Here is an 18134-nt window from a genome sequence, read left to right as displayed (position 1 = left end):
GCCGGCCCGTCGGCCGACGACGGCGTCATCCCCCACTGTCAGCAGAGAGCATGATCGTGGCGCCTCCGAAACTTTCGATCTTTCTCCTCGACATCGCGGAAACTAAGCTCCCCATACAGGCGTGTCAAGAGCGTGTCAGGCATCCGGCGATCGTCTGATCCCCGTCCTGGTAGGCGTGTTTCGCGAGGTTGACCGGGTGAAAGTTTCACGTCCACGCGGTCCCGACGGCCCGGTCCGGGGTTGCGAAAAGTTTCGACGCCTTCCCTTGGCGTCGCACCCGGCACCGCGCCTTCGGGCGGGACGCCGCCTCTCTAGGCCGGGATGAGCAGCGTGCTGAGCAGGGCGTCGAGGCTCACCAGGCCGGCGAGCGTGCCGTCTTCCGCGCGGACGACGGCCAGTTGGCTGGAGGCGGCGCGCAGCTCGGCCACGGCCTGGGAGACCGAGACGGTGACGGGCAGCTCGGGCAGGCGGTAGGCGAGCTCGCCCGCGCGGGAGCGGGCGCCGCGACGGCGGGCGAGGTAGGCGTCGCGCACGTGCACGACTCCGGCGGGGGCGCCGGCGTCGTCCAGGACGACCAGGCGGGTGCGCCCGGTGCGGGCGCAGACGTCGATCACGTCCTGGGGGGAGTCCGCGGCGGAGACGCCGACGATCTCGCCGGCCGGGGTGACGAGCGGGGTGATCTCGGCGGCGGGGGCGCGCAGCGCCTGGGTGAGCACGGCGTGGTCGGCGGTGTCGATGAGGCCCAGGCGGCGCGACTCCTCAACCAGGCGCCGCAGTTGGGCGGGGGTGCGCGGGTTGGAGATCTCGTCGCGCGGCCGCACCCGCAGCAGGCGCAGCAGCAGGTTGCTGACGCCGTTGAGCGCCCGCAGGATCGGCCGCACCGCCACGGTGAAGCCGCGGAACGCCGGCGCCAGGATCATCGCCGAGCGTTCGGGGTGGGCGATCGCCCACGACTTGGGCGCCATCTCGCCGATGACCATGTGCAGGAACGTCACGACGCCCAGCGCGATCACGAAGGCGACCGCGTGCGCGGCGGCGTCGGGCAGCCCGAACGTGTGGAACAGCGGGGCCAGGGTGCCGGCGATCAGCGGCTCGGACACCACACCCAGGCCCAGCGAGCACAGGGTGATGCCGAGCTGGGCCCCGGCGAGCATCAGCGACAGCTCACGGATGCCCTTCACCGCCGTGGCGGCGGCGCGGCTGCCGTGCGCGGCGGCCTTCTCCAGCCGGTGCCGTTTGGCGGCGACCAGCGCGAACTCCGAGGCGACGAAGAAGCCGTTGCCGACCAGCAGCAGGATGGTGAGGGCGAGGCCCAGCGGCAGGCTCACGTGTCCTCCCCTTCGCCGGTGTGCCCGTGGGCGCGGTGCAGCGGGTGCAGCCGCACCCGTTCGGGGACGTGCCGGTCGAGGGTCAGCACCTCGATCTCGACGTGGGTGGGCGCGTGCTCCGCTATCGAGGGCACCAGCTCGGCCGTGACCACGTCGCCGGGGACGGCGAACCGGCCCAGGCGGTCGAGCACGAGGCCGCTCACGGTGTCGTAGTCGTCCTCGTCGGGAAGCACCAGCCCGGTCTCCAGGGCGACCTCGTCGACCCGCAGCTCCGCGTCGATCTCCCAGTCGTCGCCGGCGCTGACCACGGCGGGGATCTCCAGATCGTTCTCGTCGGTGATCTCCCCGACCAGTTCCTCGGCGACGTCCTCCCAGGTGATGAGCCCGCTCAGGCCGCCGTGCTCGTCCAGGACGCAGGCGACCTCCTGACCGCGCGCGTGCATCTGCGCCACCAGGTCGGGCAGCGACGTCGAGAACGGCACCACCAGCACGTCGCGGGCGACGTCGGCGACCCGCGTGCCTGCGGCCTGGTCCTGCGGGAGGGCGGCCAGCTCGCGCAGGCTCACCACGCCGACCAGGTCGTCCACCCCGTCGCCGCCGAGCACCGGATAGTGGGTGTGGCCGTGGCGGGCGATGATCTCGTCCAGCTCAGGCACCAGGGCCGAGCCGCTGACGGCGATGACGTGCGCCCGCGCGACCATGACCTCCTCGGCGGTGTGCTCGGAGAACGCCAGCGCCCGCTCCAGCAGGTCGGCCTGGTCGCCCGGCAGGTGGCCGTGGGCCTCGGACTCGCCGATGATGTGCCCGAGCTCCTCCAGCGTGGCGCCGTGGTGCAGCTCCTCCACCGGCTCGATGCCGACCGCCCGCAGCAGCCTGTTGGCCGCCGAGTCGAAGAGCTTGATGACTGGCCCGGCGATCGTCAGGTAGATCAGGGTGGACGAGGCCAGCGCCCGGGCCAGCGGCTCCGGCCGGGCCAGGGCGAGGTTCTTGGGCGCCAGCTCGCCCAGCACCATCTGGACGACCGTCGCGATGGCGAAGCCGATCGCCAGGGCGACGGTGTCCACCGCGCCGCCGCTGAGGCCGACCGCGCTCAGGCCCGGGGCGACCAGCTCGGCCAGGGCGGGCTTGGCGATGAAGCCGACGACCAGAGCGGTGACGGTGATGCCGAGCTGGGCGCCCGAGAGCATGAACGACAACCGCTCCATCACCTCGACGGCTCTGGCGGCCTTCCTGTCGCCGGCGGCGGCCTGCTGGGCCAGGGTGAGGCGGTCGGCGGTGACGTAGGCGAACTCCTGGGCGACGAAGTAGCCGGTGGCGAGCGTGAGCACCAGGACGGCCAGCAGGCCGAGCGCGATGCTCACCGCGCCGGCCCTGTTCGCGCCCGGCGGCCCTCGCCGCTGCCGGAGTCCGACGACATGGGCACCACCACCTTGCCCTTCCCAGGCGCGTCACCGGACGCCTGGGGGAACCCGGACGCCGTTCAAGGTCGTATCGCCGCCACGCTACCGGACGGCGCGCGCGGCGATCGGGGCGCCTACGCCCGAGGCGACGCGTCGACCGCCGGCCGGGTGCCGGTCGTCAGGAGTGTCATCCGCTGTCGTCCGGCCTGTTTACGATCATCGTTGTCGCAGTCTCGCCACCCTCAGGAGCTGACCACGTGCCAGGACGCGAACAAGTGCGTTCCTTCCTCGAAACCCGGGCCTTCCAGCGGTTCATCGTCGCCGTCATCGTCTTCAACGCGGTCACGATCGGCTTCGAGACCTCCTCCTACCTCATGGAGCGAATCGGCGGGCCGCTGCACGTCCTCGACCGGATCGTGCTGGGCGTCTTCGTCGTCGAGCTGGCCGCCCGCCTGTACGCCTACCGCGCCGCGTTCTTCAGGGATCCGTGGAACTGGTTCGACACGGTCATCGTGGCCGTCGCGCTGGTGCCCGCCTCGGGCCCGGCGTCGGTGCTGCGGGCACTGCGCATCCTGCGCGCGCTCCGGCTGATCTCGGCCGTTCCCAGCATGCGCAAGGTCGTCAACGCCCTGCTGGCGGCCATCCCCGGCATGGCGTCCATCATCGGCCTGCTGGTGCTGGTGATGTACATCAGCGCCGTGCTGGCCACCCAGCTGTTCGGGGAGGTCGCCCCCGACCACTTCGACGAGCTGCCGACGTCGCTGTTCACCCTGTTCCAGATCATGACGGGCGAGGCCTGGCCCGACATCGCCGCGACGGTGATGGCCGAGATGCCGTGGGCGTGGGTCTTCTTCGTCGGCTACATCCTGATGTCGAGCTTCGTGGTGCTCAACCTGTTCATCGCCGTGGTGGTCAACGCGATGGACGGCCAGAGCACCTCAGAGGAGGAGCGGCGGACCGAGAACCAGCTCGGCGCCGTGCTGGAGGAGCTGGCCCGGCTGAACGCGAAGATCGAGGCGATGCAGGCGCCGCGGAACGGCGAGCACAACGGGCACAACGGGCATCCCATCAGCGAGCCCGCGCGCCTGGGCGGGCCACCGGCTGGCGGATCATCGGTGTGACGCCATGAGATGACGCCAATGGCTTGCCATGACGTCATCATGACGCCATAGTGGTGTCATGGATCTGACGCCGTACGTCGACAACGTCCGCCGCGAGCTGGCGGTCGCCGCCGAGGCGGGCGGCGCCGACTCCCGCGCGCTCGCCGAGCGCCTCACCGGCCCGCTCGAATCCGCCGTCCGGCTCACCCTGCTTGAGGCGCTGTCGGCCGCGGCGGGCGAGATCACCCGCGACCTCGCGCCGGGCTCGGTCGACATCCGGCTGCGCGGGCGCGATCCCGACTTCGTCGTCACGCCGGCGCCCGCCGACCGCGGGTCCGTAGAGGCGCCCAACAGGAGCCTGCGCACCGCGCTGGCCGGCGCCGTGGAGGTCGCGATGGGCGTCCGGCCGCCCGTCCCGGAGACCGCGCAGGAGTCCGACGAGGGCGGCACGGCGCGCATCTCGCTCCGCGTTCCCGATCACCTCAAGCCGCGCATCGAGGAGGCGGCCGGCCGCGAAGGGCTCTCGGTGAACGCCTGGCTCGTCCGCTCGGTGGCCGCGGCGCTGGACCTCGGCGACCAGGGCGGCGCTGCCACCCGGCACGGCGCCCCGCCGAACGACCGGCGCGGCGAGGCGCGGGGCGAGCGCCACTACACCGGCTGGGTGAGCTAGCCCCGCCGTCCCGTCACCCGTCCCGCCGTCCCGTCACCCGTCCCGGCGTCCCGTCACCCGTCCCGGCGGCGGGGACATCCGCCACCCCATCGTGAGGCACCGCCATGCCGACCTTCGACACCCCGGAACCGATCCTCGCCACCCTCGATCTCACGGCCGCCGACGTCCGCATCCACGCGAGCGACCGCGCCGACACCGTCGTGGAGATCCATCCGATGGACGAGTCCAGCGACACCGACGTGCGCAGCGCCGCGGAGACCCAGGTGGAGTACGCCCAGGGCCGGCTGCTGGTGCGGACACCCAAGCCCACGGGCCGCTCGTGGTTCCGGTGGGGCGGCTCGACCAGGGTGCACGTCGAGCTGCCGGCGGGCTCCCGCGTCGACGCCAGGACGACGGGGGACTTCCGCTGTGAGGGACGCCTCGGCGAGTCCAGGTTCGACACCGCGGACGGCGACATCTGGCTCGACCATGTGGGCAAGCTGCGGTCGAACACCGGCGACGGCGACATCACGGTGATGTCGGCCGGGCACGCCGACATCACCACCGGGAACGGCGGAATCCGCATCGGCGAGATCGACGGCGCCGCGGTGATCAAGACCGCCCACGGCGACATCGCCCTCGGCGAGGCCACCGGCGACCTGCGGCTGAGAACGGCCCACGGCGACATCACCGTCGTCCGCGCCCTGGCGGGCGTCCATGCCACGACCGCGACGGGCGACGTCCGCGTCGGCGAGGTGGTGCGCGGCTCGCACGTGCTCGAGACCGCCTCGGGCGAGGTCGAGGCCGGCATCCGCCAGGGCACCGCCGCCTACCTGGACGTGCGGACCGACTACGGCCGCGTGCGCGTCTCGCTGGAGCCCTGCGACGCCCCCGGCCGGTCCGGCGAGACCGCCGAGGTGCGCGCGCGGACCTCCGACGGCGACATCGTCATCCGCCGCGGCTGACCCCCTTCCGGCACCCGCCTTGGGGTGGGCGGGTGCCGGAAGGGGTCCCGCCTGTGCGGGTTACGCCCTGGTCCACCTCTGGGTGGCCTGGCCGTTGCAGGTGGCGATGGTAACGGCGCTGGAGTTGGCGGTGCCGTTCACCGCCAGGCACAGGTTGCCGGCCCCGTTGGTGACGGTGCCGCTGCTGGTGAAGGCCCACTGCTGGTTGGTGTTGGTGTGGCAGTCCCACAGCTGCACGCGAGTGCCCGATCCGGCGTTGGTGGGGGCGTCCAGGCACTTGCCGAGGATCTGCAACTGCCGTCCGGAGGTGTAGGTGAACCGCTGGTTGGCGTTGGTGTGGCAGTCGTAGATCTGGAACTGGGTGCCGTTGGAGCTGGCGCTGTTGGGCGAGTCGACACATCGGCCGGCCCCCTCGTTACGCAGCCGGAACGACGTCGAGGGCGTCGGCGTCACGGTGGGCGTGACGGTCGGGGTCGGGGTCACCGTGGGCGTGACGGTCGGGGTGACCGACGGGGTGACGGACGGGGTCGGAGACGTGGTGCCCCCGCTGAGGGTCGGCGTCGTCCAGTCTCTCCACTCGGCCAGGTTGCCGCTCGCCCGGGAGGAGATGCGCATCGCGCCGGGGTCGTTGCCCGTCTTCAGCAGGTGCTTCCTGATGTTCTGCTGCAGCGGGGTGCGCCATTCGGCCCGGTTGGCGCAGTGGCTGCCGTCCTGGACGTCGGACCAGTAGGTGATGTTGTCTCCCGCGCCGAGCGCCTTGTAGACCTCCGCCCCGGCCAGGGCCGCGACGCTGGCCGACCGGGGGCCGAGGTTGGCGATGTGCGGGTTGTCCATGATGAACAGGCCGCGCGGGGCGATCATCGCGACGGTCTCGTGGTTGTCGACCGGGAGCCGGTTCGGGCTGCTGGTGAACGAGCCGAACGCGTCACCCAGCCACGGCTGCTCGCCGTAGGCGCTGGACAGGCTCTGCGCGCCCTCCCCGGGAATGCCGCGGAAGATCGGGACGCCAGCGCTGCCGGACTCGATCGGCATGGTCAGCGCGATGCGCTGGTCGAACGCGCCCACCACGAACGCGCCCTTGCCGAACCGCGAGCATCCGGTGACGCCGGTGGCGTCGCCGCGCAGGAAGTCGCCGCCCGACTGCTCGATCACGTCGATGATGCGGCTGACCCCCCACGCCCAGGCGGCCAGCAGGCCGGTGCTGCTGGAGGAGCCGTAGATGGTGTAGAACGCGCCTTGTTTGTTGTTGCGCGGCGTGCCCTCGCGCCCGACCGCGTACGGGTCGTAGCTGATGGTCGCGGCGCCGGCCGCGCGGATGGCGGCCGCGTCGGCGCCGAACCCGCCCAGCACCACCACGGCCGGGAACGGCCCGGTGCCGCTGGGAAGCTGGACACTGGCCGAGAAGCTGGAGCTCCTGCCGTTGTGCGAGACGTTCACGGTGATGTTGCTGCTGGACACCGTCCCGGTGACGCTCGACGGCTTCGGCGGCTTCTCGCCGTACACGAACTTCTCCGACAGCTTCCTGATCTCCGTGCGGCGGCACCGCCACTCGGCCTTGGTGGTGATGCGCGTGCCGTCCAGCTTCCTGAACGGGTCGGGCAGGCGGGCGTTCGTGGGCAGAGAGCCGGCGTCCGGCAGCGCCGGCACCGGGCAGTCGGCGCCTTCGTCCTCGACACCGGGCGCGGCGGCCACCGCCGTCACCGCTCCGGCCGAGAGCGTCACCGCTCCGGCGGCCGAGAGCGCCGCCGCCACCGCCAGCGCGACGACCCTGGAACGGACCTTGGAGCGGTCGGAGCTGATGATCACTGAGACTCTCCTTCCGGATGAGGCGACGGAAGCCGGAGCGCGGACGATCGATGCGCCGCTTGTGACCGGGGCTTCGCGCAGACGGGACGACGGTGCGGGTCAGGGGCGTTACGCGCGTTGACGCCGGCGCGGAACGCCGAACAGAGGTGCTTCTCACGATTCGCGGAGGCTGTCAGTGCGGCGGAGCAAACCTGACACCGCGCTGTCACGTCAAGAGAGGGCCGTCGCCCTGGGCCGGCGCCCGCGCACCCATGTCGGTCCTCAACTGCGGCGTCACCGCCAAGCGCCCATTGGGGGGCGCCGCGACCACTGAAACGTTCAGCTGTACAAGGTATGAAAAGTACCGAAATGTTTCGGATTGGCGCCTCTGGAACGCCTCAATCGCGGCCAGCGGCCTTCGTTCCGCCGGGAAGTGCGGAATCGTGGAGTGAATATCCGCAGGTCAGCCCCGTACCCCGCTTCCCCGATGCCGAAAAGTTTCGACAAGCGGCTTGACATGTTTCGCGCGGGGGCGGTTCGCCTGAATTCCGCGTGGACGCGGTTGTCCGGCCGGAAGGCGGCCGGTCACCGCATTCGCCGTCATGAGGGCATCACGACGTGGCCTTTCGCGTCCTCACGCCTCGCGGCGCCTGGTGACGCGCAATTCAGGGTGATCCTCGGCCGCATGGGAGAAAGGATTCGCGACGCGTGGGCTCCGCATCGGGTATTGACCGCCCCTTTGTGCGCGATCACACTATTAACGCCGACGTAACATCTCGTCTGTCCGTAGAACTGACCTCGTGGATCCGCGTCCAGATGACCACATAATCGAGCGCTTCCGGCGCGCTGAGTGTTAGCGCTAACAGGTGGGGCGGACCTGACGCGTCAATGGCCCTCGGACGTTCGACGCGGATGACGATCATCCGCCTGACCATGCCCACTCATCGAAGGAGAAGCGCATGCCGAGAGTTCTTTCCCGGGTGGGCGCGGTGCTCGCCGCCGCCTGCCTGCTGTTCGCGTCGTTGTCGGTGGTGAGCCAGAAGCAGGCGGCCGCGCTCGAACCGTTCACGGGTTACCTGATGGCGCACTTCACCGGGGAATCGGCGAACGGAGAACAGATCTACCTCGCCCACAGCGACGACGGGTTGCGCTGGACGGAGCTGAACAACGGCGGGGTGGTCCTGCGGTCCACGCTGGGCACGCGGGGAGTCCGCGACCCCGCCCTCATCCGGTCTCCCGCCGGCGACCGGTACTGGATCGTCGCGACCGACCTGCGAATCGCCAGCGGCACGTCCTGGAACGACGCCGCGAACCGCGGCAGCACCTCGCTCGTCGTGTGGGAGTCCCGCGACCTGGTGAACTGGTCGGCCCCGTGGCTGATCAACGTCGCGGGCGGCATCCCCGGCGCCGGCAACGCCTGGGCGCCCGAGGCGATATACAACTCCGCGACCGGCGACTACGTCCTGTACTGGGCTACGAACTCGGCCCGCAACGGCGTGACCAAGCACCGCATCTGGTACGTGCGCACCAGCGACTTCCGCAGCTTCACCGCACCGCAGCTCTACATCGAGCGCGGCGGCAGCCAGGGCCTCATCGACACGCAGATCATCGAAGTGCCCAACAGCGTCGGTGGGTACCGGTACTACCGGGCGTCGGCCGACGGCCACATCACGATCGAGGCGAGCAACTCGATCCTGGGGTCCTGGACGACCCTCGGCAACCTGTCGCACATGGGCATCTCCAACGGCACCGGCGGCGGCAACGTCGTGGAAGGCCCGATGTGGGCGCAGTTCAACGGGCAGAACGAGTGGGCCCTGTGGCTCGACCAGCACGCCACCGGCCGCGGCTACATGCCCATCACCTCGACCAACCTGGGCAGCACGCGCAACTTCCGTACGCGCTCCGACTACAGCATGGGAACCAACCTCAAGCGCCACGGCTCCATCCTCAACCTGACCGCCGCGGAGGAGACCCGCGTGCTCGGCCGCTGGGGGAACACCGCGCCGGTCAACCGCATCCAGGCGTACACCCACCAGAACCGGTACGTGCGGCACGCGAACCTGGACGTGCGCATCGACGCGAACGTCAGCCCGGCGCAGGACGCGCAGTTCCGGCTGGTGCCCGGCCTGGCGAACGCCTCCGGGTACGTGTCGTTCGCGTCGGTGAACTACCCCGGCTACTACCTGCGGCACTACGGGTTCGACTTCGTGCTGGCGGCGGACGACGGCACCGCCACCTTCGCGGCCGACGCGACGTTCCGTCAGGTCGCCGGCCTCGCCGACTCCTCGTGGACGTCGTTCCAGTCGTACAACTACCCCGACCGCCACATCCGGCACTACGACTACCTGCTCCGGCTCGACCCGATCAGCGACGCGACCGGCCGCGCCGACGCCACATTCCGCGTGACGTCATGACGCACCACGCGGTGACGCGGTGACGCGGTGACGACATGGCGACATGGCGACATGGCGACATGCGAGATGACGCGGACCGGCGGCGCGGTCAGCCGCCGGTGGCGTCGCGGATGTTGACCGGGCGGTAGGCGCGGAACTGGTCACCCGGGGCCAGCCCGTGCCTGACGACGCGGTGGTCGGTGCCGTAGCCGGCGCGCTGCTGGTAGGCCCAGTAGGAGGTGCGGGCGGTGTCGGCCCACTTGTCGAAGATGACGACGGCGCGCGCGGTGTTGCCGCCCACCGGGTCGATCACCAGGTCGCCCTGGAGCAGCTCGGCCATCTTGATGCGACGGCTGTAGGCGGCCGAGGCCAGGTTGATGGTGTTCGGGCCAGGCCGGGGGAGCCCGAGCGCCATGGACGCGTAGCCCGAGCCGTCGGTCCGGTAGCCGCCGCGCGTCTTGAGCTGGCTGTAGGGCACGCGCCGCGCGGTGGCCGGCCGCCAGGTGCCGGCCCGGGCGATCACCGCCGCGCGCGGGGTGACCGGCGCCGGCGCCGGCGCGGCCGTCTGCGTGCCACGGCCCGCCGCGCTCGCGCCGGCGGACGGGCGCGCGTCGCCGCCCGCGTCGTCGCTCGCGCCGCCGACCATGGCCGAGCCGGTGAGCACGGCGCCGCACGCCATGCCCACGACCAGGCCCACTGTCGCGCCGACGGCGAACCGCCGGCGCAGGCGCTCGGCCGGTCCGTGCTCGGCGGGCCCGTGCTCGGCCGGCCCGCGCGGCGCCGTGTCGCCCGGCTCCGGGGCGGCGGGGTGAGCAGCGCCCGTGGCCGGGAGGGCCGGCGGATGCCCGGCTCCACCGCTTTCGGCGGCTCCCCCGGGAGGGGTGACGCCGGCTCGCGGAAGGGGGCCGGTGCCCTCGGCGGGACGCCGCGGGATCTCCTCGCCCTCGGGGTCCGGCGAGGGCTCGGCGCTCTCGGCGAACCCCGCCGAGCGGCGCGCGTGCTCCGCCGCCTCCCACAGTTCGCGGAACCGGTGCGTGTCCGCCCGGCACAGCCGGGCGAGCCCTTCCACCGCGTCCAGCGGGATCCACGTCTCGCCGGCGAGCCATCGCCCCCAGGACGAGCGGCTCGCGTGGGTCGCCTGCTCCAACGCCCGCAGGTCGAAGCCGGCCCGCTCCTTGAGGGCGCGCAGCTCCCGCAGGAGCACCCGGGTCGGCTCGGGCAGATCGTCGGACAGCGGGCGCAGCCGCCGGCTCCGGCCCGGGTTCTCGGTTCCGTTCGCCACGGTGGTTCGTCCCAACCTTGTCTCAGCGGTCTGAGTCATCGCAGGTCATGTCGTCACCTTGGGAGCTATTGTCCCAACTTCACCAATAGCACGATGAGTTTCGGAAATTTCCTGTCAGCGTGTGTGCCCGGCCGGCCAAACCGAACGATCAACGGCAGGACAAGGAGAGCACATGCCCTCGGACCGAAGCATCAGGATCACGGCGGGACACCTCGCGCTCGTCACCGTGGTCACCTGCGTGGGCGGCCTCGTGCCCGCGGTGTCCGCCCACGCGGCGTCCCCCGACGCCGGCCCCCCGGCGGCGGCGGTGGCGACCGCCGGTCACTCGGCGGTTCCGCAGGCCGCGGCGGCCGCGCCGATCACCCGCTCGCAGATGATCGCGAAGGCGAAGACGTGGAACCCAGGGACCGCCAAGCGGATCCCCTACAGCCAGACCAAGACGCACGGCGGCTACCGCACCGACTGCTCCGGCTACGTCTCCATGGCCCTGGGCCTGGGCAAGCCGGGCCCGATCACCGTCGGGCTCGCCAAGAGCACCTACACCCGGCGCATCCAGATGTCGGAGCTGCGCAGGGGCGACCTGGTGATCGACGCGATCGGCTCCAACACCACCCGCCATGTCGTCATCTTCGACAAGTGGGCCAACTCCGCGCACAGCTCCTACTACGCCTACGAGCAGCGCGGCGGCTACGGCACCGACTACCGGACGCGCACCTACGGCCTGTCGTCGGGCAGCGAGTACAAGGCGTACCGGGCGCTGAACATCCGTGAGGACGCGCCGGTGCCGCCGCCGACGGTCACCCGCGCCCAGGTGATCGCCCGGGCCAAGACGTGGAACCCGGGCACCGCGAAGCGGGTCCCCTACAGCCAGGCGAAGAAGTACGGCGGCTACCGGGCCGACGGGTCGGGTTACGTCTCCATGACGCTGGGCCTGGCCAAGCCCGGGCCGCTCACCACCGCCCTGGCGTCCAGCGCGCACGGCCGTCCGATCAAGATGGCCGAGCTGCTCCAGGGCGACCTGGTGATCGACCCGGTGGGCGGCAACACCGCGCGCGCCGTCGTCATCTTCGACAAGTGGGCCGACACCGCCCGCACCTCCTACTGGGCCTACCAGCAGCGCGCCGGCTACGGCACCGACTACCGCGTGGTCAAGCACGGGCTCACCACGGGCACCCAGTTCCGTGCCTACCGTCCCAGCAGGATCCGCTAGTGCGCACCCGACCACGCCCGGACGCCGCCGCGGCGCCCCGGCCCGGCAGGCCACTCCGGGACGCGGCGGCCCGGCCCGCCGCGACCGGGGCGGTGCTCCTGCTCGCGGCCGCGATGGTGGTGACCGCTCCCGGCTCGCCCGCGCGGGCCGCCGTCTCGACCGCGCCCTGCGCGGCCGGCGGGGTGACCGCGGGCGACGCCGGCCTGGCGGCCCGGCTCGACACCCGGCTCACGATGAAGCTGCGCGGCTACCTGGACGGCTACCGCGTCAGCTGCGCCCGGGCGGTGGTCGCGGCCGTCCGCGCCCGCGCGATGCCACGGGAGGCCGCGGTGGTCGCCGTGACCACGGCCATCGTCGAGACCGGCGTGCGGAACATCGACAAGGAGCTCGACCACGACAGCCTGGGCGTGTTCCAGCAGCGCGCGAGCTGGGGCACCGCCGCCCGGCGGCTGGACGTGGCCTGGGCGACCGGCGCCTTCCTCGACAAGATGGAGCGCAGGTACCCGGACGGCTCGTGGCGGTCGGCGCCGGTGGGGGAGGTCTGCCAGCGGGTGCAGGTCTCGAAGTACCCCGAGCGGTACCAGCCGCAGGCCGGCGACGGCCGGCTGATCGTCGACGCGCTGTGGCCGGTCGCCGGCCTGACGCCGGCCGAGGTGATCGCCCGCGCCCGCACGTGGAACCCGGGCGGCGCCAAGCGCGTGCCGTACAGCCAGACCGGCAGGCACGGCGGTTACCGGACCGACGGCTCGGGTTACGCCGCGATGGCGCTGCGGCTCGGCGGCCCGGGCCCCGACTCGCGCGGCCTGGTCTCGGCCCGTCACACCAGGCCCATCACGGTCGCGGCGCTGCGGGCCGGTGACCTGGTCATCAGGGCCACCGGCCCGGCCTCCGGGCGGCAGGTGGTCATCTTCGACCGCTGGGCCGACGCGAAGCGCACCTCGTACTGGGCCTACCAGCAGCGTCGCGGCTACGGAACCGACCGCCTGCGCGTCTCGCACGGCCTGTCCCCCGCGACCGGCTTCCTGCCCTACCGCCCGCTCGCGATCCGCTGACCCCGCGATCGGCCGGCGACCCGGACCGGCCGACGCGACCCGAGAGCCCCGCCACGTGGGCGTGGCGGGGCTCTGCGGTCGCTCGCGCGGGAAGCGGATCAGGACGGGTGCCGGTGGCGTCCTTCTTGTCCATGAGAGACGTCAGCGGCTGCGGTAGGAGACCGGCGGCTCACGCCGGCGCCGCCGTCTCGTCACCGGCGTGGTCCGCGGCCAGCCATCGCAGGGTGGCGGCGAGGCTCTCCCAGGAGAGCTCGGCGTCGGGGGTGTGGGCGTGCGGGGAGCGGAAGTAGTCGACGAAGGCCGCCACGTCGTCCAGGGCCCAGCGCAGGCGGTAGAGCGCGAGGACGACAGGGTCGGGGGCGTGGCCGGTGGCGTCGGCGTAGCGGGCCAGGTCGGCGGCGTCCTCGGCCACCAGCCACAGGTCGCGCTCGGGAGGTGCCAGGGCGACGGTGTCCCAGTCGACCAGCAGGGGGCGGCCGGCGGATCGGACCACGTTGCCGGGGTGGGGTTCGCCGTGGGTGACGACGGGACGGGATCCGCCGGCTTCGAGATGCCGGATGTGGTCGTCGAACCGGCGCAGCCGCAGGCGCAGCGCGGCGGCGTGCTCGGCCACCAGGGCGCGGGCGGGCTCGGCGTAGGGGCCGCCCTCCCAGGGCCGGCCGGTGGCGGTCAGCATGTGGTCGAGGTGGGGGCGCGTGGGGAGTTCGGGCCGGTGGGCGGGGGTGGACTCCGGGGGCGCGGTGCGGTGGAGCCGGGCCAGGAGATCCAGCATCCGGCCGCGTTCGCCCGGCGAGGGTTTCCGGCCGAACTCTCCGGGGGCGCCGTCGACGAAGGGGAAGACGCTGAGGGCGTAGCGGGCGCCGACCCTGCGTACGGTCTCGCCCCGGGGGGTGGTCAGGGGAGCGATGACGAAGTCCAGGCCGCCGTGCCGCAGGGCGGCGGCGGTGTCCATGGCACCGCGCAGGCCCTGGCAGGCGGCGTCGGCGTCGGCTCCGTGCCGGGGCTTGCCGGTGAGGTCGGCGGCGGTGAGGAACCAGCGCCGGCCGTCGGCGCCGGTGGCGGTCCAGTGGTGGTCGCCGAACCCCACCGGGGCGTGCGCCACCTCGACGGCGTCGATCAGCCACGCGTGCAGGGCGCGGCGGAGTTCGGGCTCCCGCAGGTCGTCGGGCCGATCTCTCATGCGGGCGACGGTAGCGGGGCGCCGGCCCGCCGGGCATCTGGTTTACCGGCCAGGCCGGTGCTCCGGGGCGGCCGTCCCCCAGCGGGATGCGTGGGCTCCCGCGGAGTGGCTCGACGGCCTCGACATCCTCGACGGGCGGCCGTCCCAGGGGGTGGGCATGGGCTTCCCTCATTGAACGCCCCCGGGCAGATCCCCCGAAACGGGGAAAATCACCGAGCGCGCCCACCGGGCCCAGTACGGTCTGACCACCGGCGCGCGACCGCCGGTCGGTGACGCGGAACCTCGCGGCCGTCCTCGTTCGTCACGCTGGTTGTCCGTTCTTTCACCGTCGAGAGGCCGTCCCATGCGCAGTTCCTTCTTCGCCAACCTCGACTCCGGTCAGCTGCCCGGGCACTTCGTCATGCAGAACTCCAAGATGCTGCGGGTCCACCTGCGGGGTGAGGTGCTCGCCAGGCAGGGCTCCATGGTGGCCTTCCAGGGCAAGATGGAGTTCGACTACGAGGGCTCGGGCGGCGTCGGGCGGCTGCTCAAGAAGATGGTGACCGGCGAGGGCGCGCCGCTGATGCGCGTACGGGGCGAGGGCGCCCTGTTCCTGGCGCACGAGGCCGACGACGTCCATCTCTTCTACCTGGAGAACGAGGCCCTCACGGTCAACGGGGCCAACCTGCTGGCCTTCGACCCCCAGCTCACCTGGGACATCCAGCGCGTGCAGGGCGCGGGCATGGCGACCGGCGGCCTGTTCAACACCACCATCCGCGGCACCGGCTGGGTCGCGATCACCGCGCACGGCACGCCCGTCGTGCTGGACACCGCCAGCGCCCCGACGTTCGCGGACGCCCAGGCGGCGGTCTGCTGGGACGCCGCGCTCCAGGTGGGCGTCAACCGCACCGCCAAGCTGGGAGCCCTGATCGGCCGGGGCAGCGGCGAAGCCGTGCAACTGGCGTTCAGCGGCCGAGGCTTCGTCCTGGTACAGGCCAGCGAGGGCCCCACCGTGCCCCCCCACAGCCACGGCAACTGAAGCCCCTCCGGCGCCGCGAAACCGGTGCGCACCCCCCGCCTCCCTGGACGCGGCCCGGCGCGTGCCCTACGCGGCCCGGAGCCCGGCACCTGGAGCCCGGCGCGCCGAGTCGCCGTCGCCCGGCACCCGAAGCCGGCGCGCGGAGTCCGGCGTCAGCCCACGGGGTGACGCACCCAGACGTTGGGCTCGACGTAGACCGCGTGGTCGTGCTCGGCGTCGCAGTGGACGGGCACCAGCGCGCCCGGGACCTCCACGTCCCCCGTCGTGTCGAAGGGCAGGCCGGTCCATCGCCGCCACTCGGCGAGGGTGCCGGCCACGACCATCGATCGCGGCGCGACCTTCTCGATCACCCCGCCGGCGCGCGCGTGCACGCGCAGCCACGGGTCGACCGGCAGGCCGTCGTCCCGGCGCAGCGCCGCGTAGCCGGCCATCGTGTCGCGGGGCCGCAGGTGCTTGCCGCTGGGACGGACGGGGGCGAGCAGCTCGCGGAAGCCCAGCCGGGCGGCCCGGGCGCGCAGGGCGCGCAGCATGACGGCCGACAGGCCCTTGCCCAGCAGGTCGGACCTGATCGTGATCTCCAGCGCCGAGATCGCGTCGGGCGACCGTCGCACGGGCGATCGCCGCGCGACGGTCGCCCGCCACAGCACGCCGTCCCAGCCGTCGTCGGGCAGTTCGTCACCGCCGAGCACGAAGGGCACGGAGAAGGCACGTGCCACCAGGACACCGGGGTCGGCCGGGTCGGTGGCGACCAGCGTGTACTCGGCGTACCGGGTCGCCGCCACCGGGTAGTAGAGGTCGGCGGCCGGGTCCTCCTTCATGAAGACGGGCCAGGTGTCGGGCATCCGCCACAGCTCGGGCGCGAGTTCGGGGCGCTCGGCCAGTGTCGTGATGTGGAGGTCCATGGCTGAATTCTCCCAACGCCGCCGCTCCGCCGCCAAGGGACCAGCGCCGTCGGCGGATCAGAGGCCGGCCTGCCGGGCCCGGAAACGCACCTTCCTGCCGTCCGCGGTGAAGCGGGCCGTGGACGTCAGGGGCTTGGCCGCGGTGCCGGCTTCGGCCGGGGTGACGGTGAACACCACCTTCACGGAGGTGGCCGGGGGGAGGGCGGAAGGGTGGCGACCGCCGCTCACCCGCCGGCCCGCGGGGGTCTCCAGGTCGACGCGCAGGTCGTCCCAGGACACCGCCGAGCCGTTGTGTAGGGTGACCACGACCCGGTGCTGCCTCCCCGCGGACGCGTCCGGCTCGCCCGAGACGAGCATGCCGTACGGCAGGGTCGGGTTGGGGCCGATGGAGGCGTCGATCAGGGCGTCCAGGCGGGCCGCGACCTCCGGGCGCGCCGCCGCGAGGTCGGTGGACTCGCCTTCGTCCTCGCCCAGGTCGTAGAGCTCGAACCGCCCCCGCGGCCCGGCTCCGGCGATCCCCGGCGCGAAGCGCACCGCCTTCCAGTCGCCCTGCCGGATGGCCTGCACCTTCCTCGGGCGGTTCCACAGCAGGTACTCGTGGCCCTCGTAGCCGCCCGACCCGTCCAGCAGGCCGCGCATCGACCGTCCGTCGAGGTGGTCGGGGACGGGCACCCCGGCCAGGTCGGCGAGCGTCGGCAGCAGGTCCCAGAACGTCACCGGGTCGTCGAGCACCTGGCCCGGCCCGATCAGGGACGGCGACCAGGCGACCATCGGGACCCTGATGCCGCCCTCGTACACGTCCCGCTTGTCGGCGCGGTACGGGCCGTTGGAGTCGAACAGCCGCGGGGTGACGCCCTTCTCCCGATGCGGGCCGTTGTCCCCGGTGAACAGCAGCACCGTGGAGTCGGCGACCCCGGCCTCGCGCAGCGTGCGCACGATCTGACCGACATGGTGGTCGAGCCGGGTGACCTGGGCGGCATGCCCGCGGTTGGCCCGGCTCCACGGCTTGTTCGCGTAGCGGCCCGCGTGCCCGGGGACGTCGCTCGGCGAGTGCGGCAGCGTGGTGGGCAGGTAGAGCAGGAACGGCCGGCCGCTGCCGGCGCTGTCCCTGATGAACCGCTTCGCGTGATCCAGGAAGAGGTCGGGCGCGTAGTGGGCGCGGTTCAGCGCCACAGTGGTCTGGTTGTGCCACAGGTACGCCGGCCAGTACTGGTGCGCGTGCTTGTGGGTGATGTACCCGAGGAACTCGTCGAACCCCCGGGCGTTCGGGTGCGACGGCTGGAACGGCGCCTCCGGCCCGAACCCCCACTTGCCGAAGAGCGCCGTGCGGTACCCGGCGAGCCTCAGCAGCGAGCCGAAGGTGACGTCGCGCGCGCTCAGGGAGCGCTGCGGCCCGCCCTCCGGGTTCTCGCGCACGCTGGAGTGCCCCGCGTGCAGCCCGGTGAGCAGGGACGCCCGCGACGGCGCGCACAGCGGGCCGCCGGCGTAGGCGCTGGTGAACCGCATGCCCTGCGCGGCCAGCCGGTCGACGTTCGGCGTCGCGATCAGCTTCTGCCCGTAACAGCCCACCTCGCCCCAGCCGAGGTCGTCCGCCAGGACGATCACGAAGTTCGGCCGGCCGGTGGCCCCGCCCGCCTCCGCCCGCCCGGAGCCGCCGAGGACCGCCGAGGTGAGAAGCCCGCCGCCGGCGGCGAGGAGGGCACGGCGGGAGGGAGAGTCGAGGTCCATGGGCTCCGCTTCGATGAGGACGTCGGGCGGAGTGTAGCGATCAACGGTTAACGGACGACGACTTCCCTCCGACGCCCCGATGCATGATCCGCGCGTCGCAGGCCGGCCCTGATCTCGGCGTCCGGCCGAGCCCCCGGCTCAC

14 protein-coding genes are annotated in these 18134 nt (G+C 72.6%); 7 read left to right on the top strand and 7 right to left on the bottom strand.

All coding sequences use genetic code 11. The features are described 5' to 3' along the window. Positions 1-311 precede the first annotated feature (311 nt). Both PYR91_RS07745 and PYR91_RS07740 read right to left on the bottom strand, forming a co-directional pair. The gene (locus PYR91_RS07745) at positions 312-1328 is read right to left on the bottom strand and encodes a CNNM domain-containing protein (RefSeq protein WP_279778551.1); all 1017 of its coding nucleotides are present in this window, start codon (positions 1326-1328) and stop codon (positions 312-314) included. Next, positions 1325-2689: a hemolysin family protein gene (locus PYR91_RS07740; RefSeq protein ID WP_279778550.1), complete on the bottom strand. Its 1365-nt coding sequence runs from the start codon at positions 2687-2689 to the stop codon at positions 1325-1327. The genes PYR91_RS07745 and PYR91_RS07740 overlap by 4 nt, the downstream gene beginning before the upstream one ends. Before the next feature lie 314 nt (positions 2690-3003). Here PYR91_RS07740 and PYR91_RS07735 point away from each other — a divergent pair, with 314 nt between their 5' ends. The 3 genes from PYR91_RS07735 to PYR91_RS07725 all read left to right on the top strand — a co-directional run bounded on the left by PYR91_RS07735 (position 3004) and on the right by PYR91_RS07725 (position 5442). Next, on the top strand, positions 3004-3849 hold the full coding sequence (locus PYR91_RS07735; protein ID WP_279778549.1) for an ion transporter: 846 nt from the start codon (positions 3004-3006) through the stop codon (positions 3847-3849). 58 nt (positions 3850-3907) lie between these two features. After that, positions 3908-4498, top strand: coding sequence for a hypothetical protein (locus PYR91_RS07730; RefSeq protein WP_279778548.1), 591 nt, complete (start codon positions 3908-3910; stop codon positions 4496-4498). Between the two features lie 104 nt (positions 4499-4602). Further along, entirely contained in the window at positions 4603-5442 is an 840-nt protein-coding gene (locus PYR91_RS07725; RefSeq protein WP_279778545.1) for a DUF4097 family beta strand repeat-containing protein, read from the top strand. A gap of 60 nt (positions 5443-5502) precedes the next feature. Here the strand turns inward: PYR91_RS07725 and PYR91_RS07720 are convergent, their stop codons facing one another. Further along, positions 5503-7248 carry an RICIN domain-containing protein gene (locus PYR91_RS07720; RefSeq protein ID WP_279778544.1) on the bottom strand — a complete coding sequence of 582 codons (1746 nt, stop codon included), beginning with the start codon at positions 7246-7248 and terminating at the stop codon, positions 5503-5505. A 938-nt stretch (positions 7249-8186) separates the two neighbouring features. Between PYR91_RS07720 and PYR91_RS07715 the strand changes: the two genes are divergently transcribed. Beyond that, positions 8187-9641, top strand: coding sequence for a glycoside hydrolase family 43 protein (locus tag PYR91_RS07715; protein WP_279778543.1), 1455 nt, complete (start codon positions 8187-8189; stop codon positions 9639-9641). Between the two features lie 88 nt (positions 9642-9729). Here the strand turns inward: PYR91_RS07715 and PYR91_RS07710 are convergent, their stop codons facing one another. After that, positions 9730-10902, bottom strand: a complete 1173-nt coding sequence (locus PYR91_RS07710) for a transcriptional regulator (RefSeq protein WP_279778541.1) — start codon at positions 10900-10902, stop codon at positions 9730-9732. Positions 10903-11074: 172 nt separating this feature from the next. Here PYR91_RS07710 and PYR91_RS07705 point away from each other — a divergent pair, with 172 nt between their 5' ends. Further along, a complete protein-coding gene (locus PYR91_RS07705; protein WP_279778540.1) occupies positions 11075-12112 on the top strand; it encodes a hypothetical protein in 1038 nt (345 codons plus the stop codon). Then, positions 12112-13164: a hypothetical protein gene (locus tag PYR91_RS07700; protein WP_279778538.1), complete on the top strand. Its 1053-nt coding sequence runs from the start codon at positions 12112-12114 to the stop codon at positions 13162-13164. Before PYR91_RS07705 ends, PYR91_RS07700 begins: the two co-directional genes overlap by 1 nt. Before the next feature lie 169 nt (positions 13165-13333). Here the strand turns inward: PYR91_RS07700 and PYR91_RS07695 are convergent, their stop codons facing one another. Then, on the bottom strand, positions 13334-14344 hold the full coding sequence (locus PYR91_RS07695) for a phosphotransferase (protein WP_279778536.1): 1011 nt from the start codon (positions 14342-14344) through the stop codon (positions 13334-13336). A 343-nt stretch (positions 14345-14687) separates the two neighbouring features. On the opposite strand from PYR91_RS07695, the gene PYR91_RS07690 reads away from it, so the two are divergent. Next, a complete protein-coding gene (locus PYR91_RS07690; RefSeq protein ID WP_279778534.1) occupies positions 14688-15362 on the top strand; it encodes an AIM24 family protein in 675 nt (224 codons plus the stop codon). Between the two features lie 152 nt (positions 15363-15514). Here PYR91_RS07690 and PYR91_RS07685 read toward each other — a convergent pair whose 3' ends face one another. Further along, positions 15515-16264 carry an N-acetyltransferase gene (locus tag PYR91_RS07685; protein WP_279778533.1) on the bottom strand — a complete coding sequence of 250 codons (750 nt, stop codon included), beginning with the start codon at positions 16262-16264 and terminating at the stop codon, positions 15515-15517. Between the two features lie 57 nt (positions 16265-16321). Next, positions 16322-17992, bottom strand: a complete 1671-nt coding sequence (locus tag PYR91_RS07680; RefSeq protein ID WP_279778531.1) for a sulfatase-like hydrolase/transferase — start codon at positions 17990-17992, stop codon at positions 16322-16324. Positions 17993-18134: the final 142 nt, after the last annotated feature.

The organism is Sphaerisporangium sp. TRM90804 (genome assembly GCF_029846175.1).
Taxonomy (GTDB): domain Bacteria; phylum Actinomycetota; class Actinomycetes; order Streptosporangiales; family Streptosporangiaceae; genus Sphaerisporangium.
The sequence above is the reverse complement of the archived record's forward strand: the minus strand, read 5'-3'. Positions and strand labels throughout refer to the sequence as shown.